General features: G+C 38.5%; 16 protein-coding genes. 8 read left to right on the forward strand and 8 right to left on the reverse strand.

Annotated features, from left to right (window positions below; translation table 11 throughout):
* Positions 1-38 precede the first annotated feature (38 nt).
* The gene (locus PLANO_RS03925; protein ID WP_038703190.1) at positions 39-767 is read right to left on the reverse strand and encodes a V-type ATP synthase subunit I domain-containing protein; all 729 of its coding nucleotides are present in this window, start codon (positions 765-767) and stop codon (positions 39-41) included.
* A gap of 193 nt (positions 768-960) precedes the next feature.
* Between PLANO_RS03925 and PLANO_RS03930 the strand changes: the two genes are divergently transcribed.
* From PLANO_RS03930 to PLANO_RS03940, 3 genes are all read left to right on the forward strand, one after another.
* On the forward strand, positions 961-2,760 hold the full coding sequence (locus PLANO_RS03930) for a M3 family oligoendopeptidase (protein WP_038703192.1): 1,800 nt from the start codon (positions 961-963) through the stop codon (positions 2,758-2,760).
* Position 2,761: 1 nt separating this feature from the next.
* A complete protein-coding gene (locus PLANO_RS03935; protein WP_038703194.1) occupies positions 2,762-3,310 on the forward strand; it encodes a GNAT family N-acetyltransferase in 549 nt (182 codons plus the stop codon).
* 87 nt (positions 3,311-3,397) lie between these two features.
* Complete coding sequence (locus PLANO_RS03940; protein WP_038703196.1) at positions 3,398-3,880, forward strand: DinB family protein; 483 nt, start codon at positions 3,398-3,400, stop codon at positions 3,878-3,880.
* A 7-nt stretch (positions 3,881-3,887) separates the two neighbouring features.
* Here the strand turns inward: PLANO_RS03940 and PLANO_RS03945 are convergent, their stop codons facing one another.
* The 4 genes from PLANO_RS03945 to PLANO_RS03955 form a co-directional block, all read right to left on the reverse strand.
* A complete protein-coding gene (locus tag PLANO_RS03945) occupies positions 3,888-4,454 on the reverse strand; it encodes a beta-class carbonic anhydrase (RefSeq protein ID WP_038703198.1) in 567 nt (188 codons plus the stop codon).
* 218 nt (positions 4,455-4,672) lie between these two features.
* Positions 4,673-5,680: a rod-share determining protein MreBH gene (gene mreBH / locus PLANO_RS03950; protein ID WP_038703200.1), complete on the reverse strand. Its 1,008-nt coding sequence runs from the start codon at positions 5,678-5,680 to the stop codon at positions 4,673-4,675.
* Between the two features lie 167 nt (positions 5,681-5,847).
* Positions 5,848-5,988 (reverse strand): hypothetical protein, encoded by a 141-nt coding sequence (locus PLANO_RS16060; RefSeq protein WP_197053107.1) that lies wholly within the window; start codon positions 5,986-5,988, stop codon positions 5,848-5,850.
* A gap of 85 nt (positions 5,989-6,073) precedes the next feature.
* A complete protein-coding gene (locus PLANO_RS03955; protein WP_038703202.1) occupies positions 6,074-7,306 on the reverse strand; it encodes an aminopeptidase in 1,233 nt (410 codons plus the stop codon).
* 149 nt (positions 7,307-7,455) lie between these two features.
* On the opposite strand from PLANO_RS03955, the gene PLANO_RS03960 reads away from it, so the two are divergent.
* From PLANO_RS03960 to PLANO_RS03970, 3 genes are all read left to right on the forward strand, one after another.
* On the forward strand, positions 7,456-8,550 hold the full coding sequence (locus tag PLANO_RS03960) for a carbohydrate kinase (RefSeq protein WP_038703211.1): 1,095 nt from the start codon (positions 7,456-7,458) through the stop codon (positions 8,548-8,550).
* Positions 8,547-9,458 carry a pseudouridine-5'-phosphate glycosidase gene (locus tag PLANO_RS03965; protein WP_038703221.1) on the forward strand — a complete coding sequence of 304 codons (912 nt, stop codon included), beginning with the start codon at positions 8,547-8,549 and terminating at the stop codon, positions 9,456-9,458. Before PLANO_RS03960 ends, PLANO_RS03965 begins: the two co-directional genes overlap by 4 nt.
* Positions 9,459-9,942: 484 nt before the next feature.
* Positions 9,943-10,929 (forward strand): class I SAM-dependent methyltransferase, encoded by a 987-nt coding sequence (locus tag PLANO_RS03970; RefSeq protein WP_038703229.1) that lies wholly within the window; start codon positions 9,943-9,945, stop codon positions 10,927-10,929.
* An 85-nt stretch (positions 10,930-11,014) separates the two neighbouring features.
* Here the strand turns inward: PLANO_RS03970 and PLANO_RS03975 are convergent, their stop codons facing one another.
* Positions 11,015-11,236, reverse strand: a complete 222-nt coding sequence (locus tag PLANO_RS03975) for a DUF1128 domain-containing protein (protein WP_038703230.1) — start codon at positions 11,234-11,236, stop codon at positions 11,015-11,017.
* Between the two features lie 58 nt (positions 11,237-11,294).
* Positions 11,295-12,656 carry an alanine/glycine:cation symporter family protein gene (locus PLANO_RS03980; RefSeq protein WP_038703231.1) on the reverse strand — a complete coding sequence of 454 codons (1,362 nt, stop codon included), beginning with the start codon at positions 12,654-12,656 and terminating at the stop codon, positions 11,295-11,297.
* Positions 12,657-12,833: 177 nt separating this feature from the next.
* Between PLANO_RS03980 and PLANO_RS03985 the strand changes: the two genes are divergently transcribed.
* The gene (locus PLANO_RS03985) at positions 12,834-13,295 is read left to right on the forward strand and encodes a YtxH domain-containing protein (protein WP_038703232.1); all 462 of its coding nucleotides are present in this window, start codon (positions 12,834-12,836) and stop codon (positions 13,293-13,295) included.
* Between the two features lie 13 nt (positions 13,296-13,308).
* Complete coding sequence (locus PLANO_RS03990) at positions 13,309-14,208, forward strand: YihY/virulence factor BrkB family protein (protein ID WP_038703233.1); 900 nt, start codon at positions 13,309-13,311, stop codon at positions 14,206-14,208.
* Positions 14,209-14,235: 27 nt separating this feature from the next.
* Here the strand turns inward: PLANO_RS03990 and PLANO_RS03995 are convergent, their stop codons facing one another.
* A complete protein-coding gene (locus PLANO_RS03995) occupies positions 14,236-16,104 on the reverse strand; it encodes a heavy metal translocating P-type ATPase (RefSeq protein ID WP_038703234.1) in 1,869 nt (622 codons plus the stop codon).
* Positions 16,105-16,240 lie beyond the last annotated feature (136 nt).

Consider the following 16,240-nt stretch of genomic DNA (forward strand, 5'->3'; position numbering starts at 1 on the left):
TGCGAACAACTCGATTATACGAGCTTGTCCGCAGGTTTTTAATTCATTAATGTTCGTTTTTTTATGAGCAAAATACCTGTTAAAATTACACCACTTAAAAAAAGAGAAGCAGTTGTTACTAACATTTCATCAGTTCCATGTTTGATAGCAATTCCGATAAATGCCCAAATAAAGACTAAAGCAAAAGGAATGTCCATATGATGAAAGCGAATATGCAAAGCAAGTGCGGTGGCGACAGTTAACATAATGACTGTCCATAATTGATCACTCAAACCCCAGCCACTCCAATTATAATAAGTTAAAACGAAACTGATATTGGCAATAGTTGCTACGCTGATCCATCCTAAATTAATCGAAATTGGTAGGCGCTCAGTTAACGATTTTTCTGAATTTCCATATTGTAAATATAGGAAGATCAAGGCAATTAAATAGCCTAGCATTGCAATGATTGATGAGGCAAAAAACTCGTAATGCCACAATAGTAGCCAACTGATATTAAAGACACAACTTAATGTGAACATCAGGGCAGTGGTATATGAAGGAGATTGTCCCTTACGTAAGCGCACCCAGAATGCAATGATCCAAACAGCTAACAAAAGATAGATGATGCCCCAAATTGAAAATACATAACCGGCAGGCGTAAACAGGACCGAAAGTCGATTAGACAGTTCGCCTGTAGTTTGGCCATTTAATGGCAAGGTGTTTGCTAAAGTATTCATAACAACTACAGCAATAAATGCAATTGTCATAAGTAAAACACGGATCATACAAAATCCCTCCCTTACTCAAGTATACCTGTCGCTGTTTCAATCAACAATTAACCTTTTCCAAATAAATTCCTAAAAATGTCGATAAGGTGAAGTGTAGCAAATTTAAAGGGAACAATATTCCAGTTTCTGAATGAGAAATGATATACTTATAAGTGTTTTTAGAAAATTTGGTTTACCAGGGGGCATTACAATGACAGTGAAATATCCAGAAACATGGGATTTAGATACACTATTTCCAGGGGGCAGTGAATCTAAAGAATTGCGGTTACATATGAACCAAGCAAAAACGATGCTTACTGAGTTTGAAAAATTAGTGCAAAGCTTTAGCGTACCTACTGCAAAGGAAGATGCTCAAAAAGTTTTTGATTTGCTAGAAAAATTAAGCGAAGTGATGAGGCATCTAAGTCAATCGGGTGCATTTATCGGGTGTTTAATGGCGCAGAATACACAAGATAAAAAAGCTGGAATTCTAGAAAGTGAAGCGGCTTCTTTATCAGCTCGTTTTCAGAATTCTTTTCAAAAAATCCAGCAAGATTTAACAAAGACTGAAGACGAAGTATGGACACAGTTAGTAAATGAAGAATTGCTGCGAAAATTTACATTTGTATTGAATGAGTGGCGAGAAGAGGCTAAACAGCTACTTTCTGAAAAAGAGGAAAGTTTGATTACATCGTTAAGTACTGATGGGTATCATGGATGGGGCCAATTATACGATATGCTGGTTGGCGAAATTAATGTCACAGTAACTGTGGATGGAAAGACAAAATCATTATCGGTTGGACAAGCGAATAATTTAAGCTCTCATAAAGATCCAGCTGTTCGCCAAGAATCTTATGAAAAACTAGAAGAAGCTTGGACGGAAAAAGAAGAATTTTTTGCAAAAACGCTAAATTCTATTGGAGGATTCCGACTCGAAATTTACAAAAAGCGCGGATGGGTAAATGTTTTACAAGAACCCTTGCATATAAACCGTATGAAGCAAGAAACATTAGATGCTATGTGGGGAGCAATCAGCAAAAATAAACAACCATTTGTCGATTATTTAGCTAAAAAAGCTGAGTTGCTTGGCAAAGATGGTTTGGACTGGTATGACGTAGATGCTCCAGTAACCGAAAGTACTCAGCAACTTTCCTACCAAGAAGGAGCAGAATTTATCTTAAAGCAATTTGGTAAGTTTGGTCCTGAATTAGAGTATTTTGCAAAACAAGCGTTTGAAAAAGGGTGGATTGAAGCGGAAGATCGTCCAAACAAACGACCAGGTGGTTTTTGCACAGGTTTGCCATTAAGTGAAGAGTCGCGTATTTTTATGACTTATAGCGGATCTATGTCGAACGTGGCTACGTTAGCACACGAACTCGGTCACGCTTTCCATTCTTATGCACTACGACCTGTACATTCGTTAAATCGTTCGTATGCCATGAACGTAGCAGAAACAGCTTCTACATTTGCGGAAATGATCGTTGCAGATGCCGCAGTGAAAAATGCGCAGTCTAAGGAAGAAAAAATCGCTTTACTAGAAGACAAAGTTCAGAGAAGCGTGGCATTCTTTATGAATATCCATTCTCGTTTCCTATTTGAAACACGATTTTATGAAGAACGGAAAAAAGGTGTTGTTCCTGCAGCTCGACTAAATGAATTGATGGAACAAGCTCAAGAAGAAGGATTTGCCGGAGGGTTAGCTTCAACACACCCACATTTCTGGGCATCTAAACTTCATTTTTATATAACTCAAGTACCATTTTATAACTTCCCTTATACGTTTGGATACTTATTCTCGTTAAGTGTGTATGCTAAAGCTTTAGAAGCAGAAAGCAGCTTTGAAGAAAAGTATATGGCTTTGCTTCGTGATACAGCAGTCATGTCTGCGGAAGATTTAGCGATGAAACATTTAGGCGAAGATATTACACAACAGGCCTTTTGGGAAAAAGGAATCGCTTTGTGTGTTCAAGATGCCGAAGAATTCATTTCACTAACATCTGCTGAGTCTTGAGATGAACTTGCTTTTTGAAGGACAGACTTGTTACCTGCGTAGCCTAACTGTAGAAGATGCAGAAGACATGGTGCAATTGCTGTTACGCAATCGAGAATATTGGTCAGTTTATGAACCGAGTCACCGCGATAGCTATTTTACACCAGCCGTTCAACGAGAAAAAATTCGAGAGTCGATTTATCAAGCGAGAGAAAATCGGGAATATAGCGTAGGGATTTTTGAACATAATACAAAAAAACTAATTGGTCATATTTCGGTTTATAGTGTCAAACGGATGCCTTTTTTAAGCGCTTTAGTTGGCTATTCAATCGATGAGGCATATGTTGGCAAAGGGATAGCTACTGAAGCTGTTAAACTAATGGCCATATTTGGTTTTGAACAATTGCGTCTTCACCGAATCGAGGCATATGTCTCACCAGACAATCTCGGTTCGATTCGAGTTTTGGAGAAAACTGGATTTCATCAAGAGGGTATGTTAAAACAGTTTCTTTATATTAATGGTGAATGGAAAGACCATTACTATTACGCGATGATGGAACAAGAGTTTTGAAAGGGTAAGGCCACCTATAAAAAATGGTGGAATGACTTGCATCGCTGGTTTGAAACGTGAATAACAAGCTGAGGAGGTGGGATGACGATGAATAAAGACAAATTATTCTCATATCACAAATGGGCGTCACAGGCATGCCTAGAACACGTTCAAACGTTGGGAGAAGAGTATTATATAAAAGAAGGAGCTAATTCTTTTTCTTCTATTCAAGAAACGACCGAACATGTACTAGGGGTAGAGAAATTGTGGTTACTACGAATGTCTGGAGTGGCAAATCCTACATTTGAACATTTTGATGTAGAAACTAATGAAAAAGCAAAACAAGCCTTTATGTTCCTACATGCTAACATGGACGAGTTTTTTGCTTCTTTAACAGAGTCAGAGTGGCAAGAAACACTTCACTATAAAAATATGCGTGGCGATGCGTTTTCTACAACTAGAGAAGAAATGCTATTTACAATTGTCAATCATGCAAGCTATCACAGAGGACAGGTTACATCTTTGCTCCGACAATTCGGCAAAGAGGGAATCGCACTTGACTATATTTATTATCAAAAAGAAAACCGCTGAGAATTTCTCAGCGGTTTTCGTTGCCATCGACGACAACATCTAATTTCCCTGTTGTTGGGTCAATGACTAGTCCATGAACAGGAACGTTTTTATCTAATAGTGGGTGATGGCGAACCATGTTAACACTATGGGCAACACTTTCCGTCACATCATCAAATCCGCGAAGCCAACCTTCTAAATCTACTCCTGAATACTCCATCATTTCTATAGTTTGTGGATCGATTCCTCGAGATACCATCTTATCCAGAATTTCATTTGGTTTAATCGCAGACATGCCACAGTCGTGGTGTCCGATAATATAAATTTCATCTGCATTTAGTTCATATACAGCTACAATCAGGCTGCGCATAATGCCACCGAATGGATGGTTAATAACAGCTCCGGCACTTTTAACAATTTTCACATCGCCGTTTTTGAAATTCATTGCTTTTGGTAGCATTTCAAAAAGTCGTGTATCCATGCAAGTTAAAATAACAACTTTTTTATCTGGAAATTTAGTCGTCATATATTGTTCGTACCGTTTTTCTTTCACGAACTCTTCATTGTACTCCAAAATTTGATCTAATAAAGCCATTAGTTGTCCCCCTTATCGATTGTTACTCTTTTATTTTAATCTAAATTTCTAAGAAATACGAATTGGAGCGGGTATTATTTTAAAAATCAATAATATAGTCATCTTTAGCAATTATGATTTCTAATATCTTGCTTATAAAAAGGGGGATAGGGGGAATGAGCGAATAAAAAAGACAAAAGAAAACCCGTTAAAATGGTTTTTCTTTTGTCTTTTATTGCTTAATGTGACATTTTTTCTAATTGTTTAATCATTCCGAGTGATAACCCAGTTCCAATAGCGACAGATTCTAAAGGATTTGGTGCAATGTGGACAGGCACTGAAATTTCTTTTGATAGCCATTCTTGCATTCCTTTTAATAAGGCGCCGCCGCCGGAAATAACTACGCCTTGGTCAACCATATCGCCTGACAATTCAGCTGGACAGTTTTCCAATGTCGCACGAATGCATTCGAGAATGGCAGATAATGATTCTTTAAGTGCATCTTGGGTTTCAAGAGAACTTAAAGTGACGGTTTTAGGTAAACCTGTCAAAATATCGCGGCCACGTATGTCCATCTGTTCAACTTCATGTGAAATGGGTGCATAGCCAATTTCTTTTTTAATATTCTCAGCGGTACGTTCACCGATTAACACATTGTAATGTTTACGAACATAATGGATAATGTCTTCGTCCATACGATCGCCAGCCACTTTGACAGTATTTGATGACACTACGCCACCAAAAGAGATAATGCCGACTTCTGTGGTGCCTCCGCCAATATCAACAATGACACTTGCGATGGGTTCACTGATCGGTAAATTTGCGCCAATGGCAGCTGCTACAGTTTCTTCTATCAAGTGAACAGTTTTAGCGCCACTTTTTTTGACCGCATCATGAATTTCACGGCGTTCTACCTTAGTAGCTCCGGAAGGGGTACAAACCATGACGGTAGGTTTACGAAAAGCACTACCCAATTGTTTAGAAGCTCTTTGCATAATAATTGTCAATAATTCTCTAGTTACATCGAAGTCTGCAATGACGCCATCTTTTAAAGGACGGACAATAAGAATAGAATCAGGGGTTTTTCCAAGCATGGCTTTTGCTTCATTACCGATGGCTAAAACCGATCTCGTTTTTGTATCCAGTGCAACCATTGAAGGTTCATTTATGATAATGCCTTTTTCTTTTGTGTAAACTAATATATTTGCAGTTCCTAAATCGATCCCAATAGCTGTTGCAGAAAACATATATAAATACCTCCTATAAATAAACACCGTGTCTTGTTGGGATTTTACCATTACACAACAGCAAACGAAAGAGTCCAAGGAACTTAAAGTAACTTAACGTAAAAAAATCTGATTAAACAATAGTCAATATAAAAACCGGCTTCAATAAAGAAGCCGGTTTTTATCGCTTAGTATTTTTTTTCAGGAATAGGATCTACATGCTCAGAATCGTGTGAGTGAAGCTCTTTCCCAAGAAAGTGAAGAAGCGTAAAGAAAAACAAGAAAATGACGACCATAAAGCCAAGAACAACAGTGATATCATAAAACATAATGATAACTCCTCTCTAAACTGTAATTATCAATACTAAGTATACCCGATTTCAATGGAAAAAATAAGTGTCGAATTATCGATACTTAAAAAGCCCAGTTGCCACCACGGAAAATTGGTTCACGCGAACCATCTTCTAATATCCCATCAATGTCCATTTGAGAAGAACCAACCATGAAATCAACATGTGTGATGCTTTGGTTTAAGCCGTTTTCCAATAATTCTTCTTGTGACATTGTTTTACCGCCTTCGAGGCAAAATGCATATGCACTACCGATAGCGAAATGATTTGAAGCGTTTTCATCGAATAATGTATTATAAAATAAAATATTCGAATCTGAAATTGGTGACTGGTGAGGCACTAACGCAACTTCTCCTAAGAAGTGTGAACCTTCATCGGTCGCAATTAGTTGTTTCAGAACTTCTTCGCCTTGAGCAGCGGTTGCATCAACAATCTTGCCGTCTTTAAATGTAATTTTAAAGTCGTCAATAATATTACCACCATAGCTTAAAGGCTTAGTGCTTGAAACATAGCCGTTAACCCCCGGTTTGTATGGAACAGTAAAAACTTCTTCAGTTGGCATGTTGGCCATGAAAGAATCGCCTTTTTCATTAACCGATCCAGCACCACACCATAGATGGCCTTTCGGAAGTTCTACTTCTAAATCTGTTTTAGGTGATGTGTAATGAAGCTTTGCATACTTTTTACCGTTCAAATAATCGACTTTTGTATGCAGTAAGCGGTTATGCTCTGACCACGCCTCGATCGGTTGGTCAAGATCTGCACGAACAGCTTTAAAAATTGCATTCCAAAGTGCTTCAACTTGTTGTTCTTTTGGCAACTCAGGGAATACTTTAGCTGCCCAATCTTCTGAAGGGGCTGCAAGGACGGTCCAGCTAATTTTATCGGATTGCACGTATTGACGATACTTGCTCAATGCCTGTCCAGTGGCTTTTTGCGAAGCAGCAATTCGTTTTGAATCAATTCCCGACAATAAATCAGGGCTTTGAGACACCACACTAATAAATGCTGCACCTTGTTCTGCTAGTTGCTCACGTTCTTGCACTTTCCAAGCAGGATATTGAGAAAATGAATCTTCTGGAGCCAGTTCAAAACGCAGACGTGAAATCGTATCATCTACCCAGTCCACGTAGACTTGTTTCGCACCAGTTTCATACGCTTTTTTAGTAAGTAAACGAACGAGTGGTGCAGAATCGATAGCGGCAGCAATATATAATTGCTGACCTGGTTGAATATTTACCCCCACTTTTATAGCTAGTTCAGCATAGCGAGTTAATTTCTCATTAAAAGACGTCAAATAAATCTCTCCTCTCATCTCTTCTATAGTAGCAATATTCAGTTACAGCCTGCAATCATTTCTATCTGTCTTTCGAATTAAATATTTTCCTTGCATTTTACGTTATAAAAGTTTATAGTTAAACAAAAGTTTAAAGTGGAGGTGTTGAAATGAATCAGAAAGAAGTGGAAGTTCTGGAATTGATCCGTCGAAATCCTTATCTGTCCCAACAGGAAATGGCGGAACGGTTAAATATGTCCAGGCCTTCGCTTGCCAACTTCATCTCAAATTTAATGCGGCAAGGCAAAATTTTGGGGCGCGCATACGTACTGCCAGAAGAAAAAACAGTTATTTGTATCGGCGGGGCAAACGTCGATAGGAAATTCCTTATGGAACAGACAGCGCAAATGGGTACTTCAAATCCGGCATCCGTATCAGGAAGTGTTGGTGGGGTTGCACGAAATGTTGCTGAAAACTTAGGTCGCCTCGGAAATTCTGTTAAGTTATTGTCTATTGTTGGCAATGATCCAGAATGGACTTTGATTGAAGAAGCATCAAAATCGTTTATGTCTACAGAACTCACTAAAGCGGTCGAAGGTCTTTCAACTGGAACCTATACAGCCATTTTAGAACCTGATGGCGAAATGATACTGGCAATGGCAGATATGAAAATTTATGATTCCATGACTCCTGCTTATTTATCGAAAAATGACAGTGCTTTGTTATCTGCTGCTTTTCTTGTGATTGATTTAAACTGCCCTCATGAAACGGTAGAGTATGTGCGCAAATTAGCTTTGGCTAACAAAATACCGCTAGCGGTAATTCCTGTTTCTGCTCCAAAGATGGATCATTTGAGTAATGATTTATCAGGTATCAGTTGGCTGATTTTAAATCGGGATGAAGCAAGCAAATATTTGAAAATGTCTATTGAATCAACAGAGGATTGGCATCAAGCCGTTCAACGACTTGTAAAACAAGGAGCGGAATCAGTTGTTATTACGGGTGGGAAAGACGGTGCAATTGCCGGGAATGCCACGGGCACTAAACATTACGATTCGATACAAATTGACCACGTAGCCGATGTCACAGGAGCTGGAGATGCATTTTCCAGCGCTATAGTCCATAGCCTATTAGACAATCAAGATTTAGACGTGGCTATTCGCGCAGGCATGGTGAATGCAGCAAAAACATTAGAAAGCAATTTGACCGTACGTCAAGAACTGACAGCGGTACAACTACAAAAAGAACTGGAGGAATTACAATGAACACAATGATTTCTTATTCAACTGAAGTACAACAAGCATTAGAGGGCAAAAAACCAATCGTAGCACTGGAGTCAACTATTATTTCTCATGGTATGCCTTACCCACAAAACGTAGAAACTGCTCGTATCGTAGAGCAAATTATCCGTGATAATGGTGCAGTACCTGCAACAATCGCCATTATGGATGGCAAAATTAAAATTGGTTTGTCTGAAGAAGAACTAGAATTACTGGGTAACACACCGGGTGTTTCTAAAGTATCAAGAAGAGATATTGGCCAAGTAATCGCAACTAAACAAATCGGAGCTACAACTGTAGCAGCAACCATGATTTGTGCAGAACTTGCAGGCATTCGCGTTTTTGCTACAGGTGGAATTGGCGGAGTACACAGAGGCGCAGAAACAACGATGGATATTTCGGCAGATTTAGAAGAACTATCAAACACTGGAGTCGCTGTTGTATGTGCGGGAGCAAAATCAATTTTGGATATCGGTTTAACTATGGAATATCTTGAGACGAAAGGTGTACCAGTGATCGGCTATCAAACAGATGTAATGCCAGCATTCTACACACGTTCAAGTAAGTTTGATTTAACTTTCCGTACAGACGACACGAATGAATTGGCAAAAGTGCTGAAAGCAAAATGGGATTTAGGAATTAACGGCGGAGCAGTAATTGCTAACCCAATTCCAGCGGAGCATGCGTTAGAAGAGTCTTTCATTAATGGAATTATTGACCAAGCAATGAAGGAAGCAAATGAAAATGGTATTGCAGGTAAAGAAGTCACACCTTTCCTTTTAGGAAAAGTAAAAGAACTTACTGAAGGAACAAGCTTGGTTGCCAATATTGAGTTAGTGAAGCATAACGCAAAAGTTGGTGCAGAACTAGCTGTAGCTTATAACAAACTTTAAATAGTTTATGAAAAGAAGTCCATTTATGGGCTTCTTTTTTTTGTTATGTAGGCTTTTGGGGGTTTTCGGTATCTTGACTTTAGGGTAAAGAGAAAAAGGGGGATGATGCAGATGAAGACAGATGCATTCATTGGCACGGAGGAATTGGCGTATTAACGTTAGCATTGAAATTGGTGCAGCGTAGAGTTGATGTGATGCTTGCCGAACGGATGGCTATTAAAACCCCTACTTGTAAAGAAGAGCTCCTTCAACCAAAGAGTATGTAAATAGTTAATGGTCTCGGTCTATACGAGCAAGTATGCAATCGGTCCAACAAAATTAAAGTATTAGATATGCTTGAGCTTTCTAGCTCGTTGCAAGTAAAAGATCAATCAATCATGAATTATAATGTACTACCAGGCATAAAAGAATTACCCCAAGTGCGAAAAGAATTAAAGTATTTTACAGCACAAGAAGATTATCCACGGAAAACGGAGGGACTCTAATGATAGATGTGATGAAAATGTTTAAAGCAAGAATGTATATGAAACGAAACGAACCATTTTTATTTAGTTGGCATGCATATGTAGGGTACGAACTAGATTTGTTTAAAGCCTTTGATCGACCTATGACAAAGTTTGATGTTGCAGATGCATTACAGCTCGACAAAGACCTATTAAATCAATGGGTCACTGTTGGTGTATCAATTGGTCATTTAAAAGAAATGGACAGAAGTCGCTATAAAACTTGGAATGCATGGAAATTGCCAAAACCTAAAGGTGATAACTCATCAGGCGTGTTATTAAAGGAAATGATGGAATTACATATTCCAACATTGTTAAGCTATCCAGACATGATGCGTAAGCAAAACCGTCTTCACTACGATGAAGAAAAGCATGCACCAACGGTAGCGGAAACAAGCCGATTACTTGAGGTGCTGGCATTGCCTAAAATGGCAAAACGCTTAAAGGATACACAAGCTGAAGCGGTGCTAGATATTGGGTGTGGAGAAGGGGGCTATATTAAAAAGTTAGCTGAACGATTCCCAAATACGCATTTTACTGGAATTGAAATTAGTCCTTCTGTAACAAAAGTCGCTAAAAAACTGACAAAAAACAATAGTAATATCACGATTGAAAATGCAGATCTTTGGAAATACAAACCTGATCAACCACAAGACATGGTCATGATGAATAATGTCATCCACTATATCGACCTCAAAAAAAGACAAGAGCTGTTTAATGAATTGGCTAGTTGGTTAAAAACAAAAGGGAAGTTATCAATCATCACTCCTATTGCGGGAGACACGGATAGTCCGCCTTTTGCAAATGTTTTTAATAGTTTTTTCTCATCATTTGATAATTTGTACCGGTTACCTGAACGTGAAGAGTTAGCAGAATGGGGAGACCGCGCAGGACTAGAGTTACTAAACATCCAAACTGTCATAAAAGAAGGCGGCTGGTACGTCGTTCATTATGAAAAGAAAAGCTGAAACGACCGTTTTGCTGTGACAAGCATAAGGCGGTATACAAAAATATCCCCTGAAGGCTCAGAGCCTTTAGGGGATATTTGATGTGTTATTTGCGCAATGAACCAAGTTCAGTAGCGATTGCTTGCATTTCACTTGTACTAAATTTTTCGCGAGTTGCAACCATTTTGTATAAGTCATGTAAGTCCTCATATTGAGAAGCGTTGAAATGTTCAGCTTTCATTGCATCAACATTGACCATACGCAATTTTGCTTTTATTTCTTCAATCATAAAGCTGACATTTTCTGGAGAAGGTGTAGATAAGTCCATGATAAGTTCCTGCCTTTCAGGTGGGTATACTTTATCATTTCATTATTCAAATGCAATGTCAATTGCCAGCCTGTTTTGCTTCTTTTTCTTCTTTGATTTTTGCAATAATGCGTTTTGTTTCTAGAACAATGACACCTGATAAACCGAGTAGTCCGATTAAGTTAGGGAACGCCATTAATCCATTCATTACATCAGAGAAAGTCCATACAACATCAAGTGAAACCGTTGCACCCACGAATACCATCGCTACGAAAGCAACGCGGTACACAATGAGCAATGCGGGGCTCTTGAATAAATACTGGAAACATTTTTCTCCGTAATAAGACCATCCGATAATAGTAGAAGATGCGAAGAAAATTAAACCAATTGCTACAACAAGTGGACCAGCACCACCTAAAAATTGTTCAAAAGCAGCTGTTGTTAAGGCAGCTCCTTCAAGTGATTCATCTTTATAAAGACCAGACATTACGATCGTGACACCTGTAATTGAACAGATGATGATTGTATCAAATAGAACTTGTGTCATAGAAACTAACGCCTGACGTCCAGGTAAATCAGTGATTGCAGCCGCAGCCGCGATTGGCGCAGATCCAAGTCCAGCTTCGTTGGAGAATACGCCTCGTGCGACACCGTAGCGAATAGCGGCACCAATAGCACCACCGACTGCAGCTTCACCTGTAAATGCAGCACTAAAGATTGTGCCAAACGCAGCTGGAATCAATTCCATATTCAGAATCATAATAATAATTCCAGCGATGATGTAGAATAATGCCATGAAAGGAACGAAGAACGCAGTAACACGTCCGATACTCTTAATTCCGCCAAGTAAAACAAGGGCAGTGAAAATTGTTAGGATAATTCCAGTAATCCATGTAGGTACACTAAATGTATCACGAACAACAGATGCAACTGAGTTTGACTGCGTCCCGTTACCAATACCAAAAGCAGCGATGGCACCAAAGATAGCAAACAATACCGCTAACCATTTTTGTTTTAGACCATGTTCAAGGTAGTACATAGGTCCGCCAGCCATTTGGCCTTTAGCATCAACTACACGATACTTAACAGCGAGAACAGCCTCCCCGTATTTAGTAGCCATCCCGAAGAATGCAGAAAACCACATCCAGAAAATAGCACCTGGTCCACCAAGAATAACGGCTGTTGCGACACCGACAATATTACCAGTACCGACTGTTGCAGCCATCGCCGTTGAAAGTGCTTGGAAATGACTAATATCTCCTTTAGAGGTTGTGTCTGTATTTTTAGTGAAAACTAATTTTAATGCATAAGGCAATAAACGAATCTGTAGGAGACCAAGACGAACGGTTAAGAAAATTCCTGTTCCTACTAATAAAATCAATAAAGGTGGTCCCCATACAAAACCGCTTATCGTACCCAATAATTCTTCGACCTGTGCCATTATTTCTCCCCCTTTTATCGCTCCTTTTCTATCAATAAAACCTCCCGTAAACATAATATTCCGAAACTTCTTTCAGATAGTCAAGCTATTTTTATAAAAAAAGTGTTTAGTTGTCTATCGATTAGGGAAAATTCCTAACAGATGTGAAATTATTTATAAAATTGGGAGGAATTTAGAATGAGTCAAAACAAATTGATGACAGGATTATTAGTAGGAGCAGCGGTGGGAGTAATCGTCTCACTATTTGATCGCAATACAAGAAGTGATGTTATAGAGAAATCTAAAAAAGCGTCAGATAATGCAAAATACTACGCTTCAAATAGAGAGGAATTAGTGCAAGCTTTCCAGCATCAGGCTGAAAGAGCGCAAAATTTATATTCTCGTATTTCTGAAGATGCATCATATGTTGGAAGTAAAGTTAATGAATTAAAAGAAATGTCTCCACAAGTGAAAGAAATGGCTCTTGAAACAAAAGAGGCGTTTATGGATACAAAAGAAGCAGTTGTCGAAACGAAAGATGATGTTGTTTCAGCAGTAAAAGAAGATAACCCATCTCCAAATACCTCTTTAGGAGATAACGAAACAAATAGTTCAAACAATCAATTTGGCGGGAATACAAATTCAGAAAATCGGTTATAGGAAGTTTAGACCGATGAAGAACGCACATCAGCAACCAACTGATAGCGAAAAACGCGCTTATTCAACTACTTATGATGTAACGAAAGGCAGCGGGTTTATAAAAGAATTGATTCAGCGGATTAAAGACGTCGACGTGCCAGGGCTTGGAGCACAGTTGGCGTTTTTTTTCCTCTTATCAATTTTTCCGCTGCTAATTTTCTTAGTAACTTTACTGCCGTACTTAACTTTGTCCCGTGGTGAGATTTTCAGCTTTCTTGAAGAAATAATACCGGGAACAATTTATATATTAATTGAAAGCACAGTGACAGAAGTTTTAACGACACAAAATACAGGCTTGTTATCTTTTGGTGTGTTAGCTACTATTTGGTCGGCTAGTCTCGGGATGAACGCATTGATTAAATCATTGAATCTTGCCTATAATGTTAAAGAAAACCGTCCAATTTTATTGGCCAGAATAATGTCGATTATCTTAACCTTTTTGCTGATTTTTATTTTGATTGTGGCATTGGCATTGCCAATTTTTGGAGAACAACTTGGCAGATTGATATTTTCTTTTTTAGGATTAGAAGAAGGATTTTTATCGGTTTGGGATTCTGTACGCTTTACTATACCGGCAATTGTCATTTTTGTGGCATGCGCGATTATTTATTGGTTGGCTCCAAATGTAAAGCTTAATATATTAAGTGTACTGGTAGGGGCAGCATTTGCAGCAACTGGCTGGTTGTTGAGTTCTTATTTGTTTTCAATTTATGTTAAAAATTTCGGGAGCTTTTCAGCAACCTACGGCAGTATTGGAGGCATTATTGTGTTAATGCTTTGGTTATACGTTTCAGCGATGATTTTAATCATTGGTGGTCAGATCAATGCAGTCATGAAAGAGCGACGGCATTTATTAAAGAAAAAAGCGACGTGAATTGTTATTAATTCACGTCGCTTTTTCTTATACGTTGCGGTTTAACATGCGTAAACCGTTTAAAATAACTAAAATCGTACTGCCTTCATGGCCAATGACACCGAGTGGAAGTGTAATGGCTTGAAAAAAGTTTGAGATGATCAACAAGACAATAACAGCAACTGAAAAAAAGATATTTTGTTTAACGATTCGCTGCATTTTTTTAGAAAGACGAATCGCGTATGCGATGCGAGACAAATCATTTTTCATCAAAATGATATCAGCAGTCTCTAATGCGATATCATTTCCTTGTCCCATCGCAATTCCAGTAGTTGCAGTTGCGAGTGCGGGGGCATCATTTATACCGTCTCCTGTCATAGCAACGTACTCATACTTTTTCGTAAGTTTTTTCAATTCGTCGACTTTATCGGCAGGTAAACATTCTGCGATATAGTCATCTACACCGGTTTCTTTAGCTATGACTGCTGCGGTTTTGCGATTATCGCCTGTCAGCATGATGCAGTATATGCCTACATTTTTTAGGTCATCAATTATCGCTTTTGTATTGTCTCGAACTGTATCTTTTAATGCCATGGCGGCGAGTATTCCTTCACTATCTAGAACAAATGTTACAGTCTTTCCTTGATTAGCTAGCTTTTCCAATAAGTTGTCTTCAAAATCCTCTGCTAGCGATTCGCCGACAAACTTTGGTTTCCCTACCAAAAATTCTTCTTTGTTAATGATTGCTTTCAACCCATTGCCTGGCACGTCTTTAATCATCAGGTTAGGCACTGGGATTATTCCTTTAGAAACAATAAAGTCATTAATTGCTTTTGCTAGAGGATGATTTGACTGCGATTCGATTCCCGCAATTCGTGCCATAGCTAGTTGTGGATCGGCACCTTCGCGAATGACAAAGTCAGTAACTTCGGGTTTACCCCGTGTCAATGTTCCGGTTTTATCAAAAGCAATGGCTTGGACCATGCTTAGATTTTCTAAATGTATGCCACCTTTAAAAATAATTCCGTTTTTTGCACCGTTCGAAATAGCTGCGAGGGTGGCAGGCATAATTGAAGCGACAAGAGCACAAGGAGATGATACGACTAGCAAAACAATAGCTCGGTAGAACGTTGTATTCCAATCCCAGCCAAATAAATAATGAGGTAAAAATAACATAAGAATAAAAATGAAAATAACAACTTTTACATAACGTCCTTCGAACCGTTCGATAAATTGCTGAGAAGGTGATTTTTCGCTTTGTGCAGATTGAACCATGTCGATAATTTTTTGGAATAAGGTTTCAGTGCTAGGTTTAGTCATTTCCATAGTGATGGTACCAGATAAGTTAACCGTACCTGCAAAAAGCTCGTCTTCTTTATATTTGGAAACAGGAAGTGCCTCACCGCTAATCGCCGATTCGTCCACTGCGGTTTGACCTTTTTGCAAGATTCCATCTACAGGAACTCGTTCTCCTGGCTTTACAACAATAGAATCTCCAGTATTCAGCTCACCTAAAGAGACAAGAGCTGTTTGATTATCTTTTACGACCCATGCAGTTTCTGGTTGGATTTTCATCAAAGACGTAATTTCATTTTTACTTTTGTTCATCGTGTATGTTTCGAGTGCGCCACTTAAAGAAAAAATGAAAATTAAAATAGCGCCTTCAGTCCAATAGCCAATAATAGAAGATCCAACAGCAGCTAAAATCATTAACATTTCGACATTTAACTGTTTATCTTCGATGGTTTTCAATATGCCGTATTTGGCTTTGGCATAGCCGCCAATTCCAAAAGCCAGAATATAAATAATGGCTGAAACAGTAGCTTGCTGCTGTAGTTCAAGAGTGAAAGCGATGATGATCAATATTCCTGATAATATGGAGGCAATTAATTCGATATGCATTTTAATAAATGACATGATAGCAACCTCGCTTTCTAGAATCCGATTTAATCAGTGGAGATAAATAAAGAAGGAGTATGTGGGTAAGGGAAATTAAGAATCTATTTATTCTGTATTTTATCATATTGCTTTAAAACAATAGCGTAAGAAAGCC

Source organism: Planococcus sp. PAMC 21323 (assembly GCF_000785555.1).
Classification (GTDB): Bacteria; Bacillota; Bacilli; order Bacillales_A; family Planococcaceae; genus Planococcus.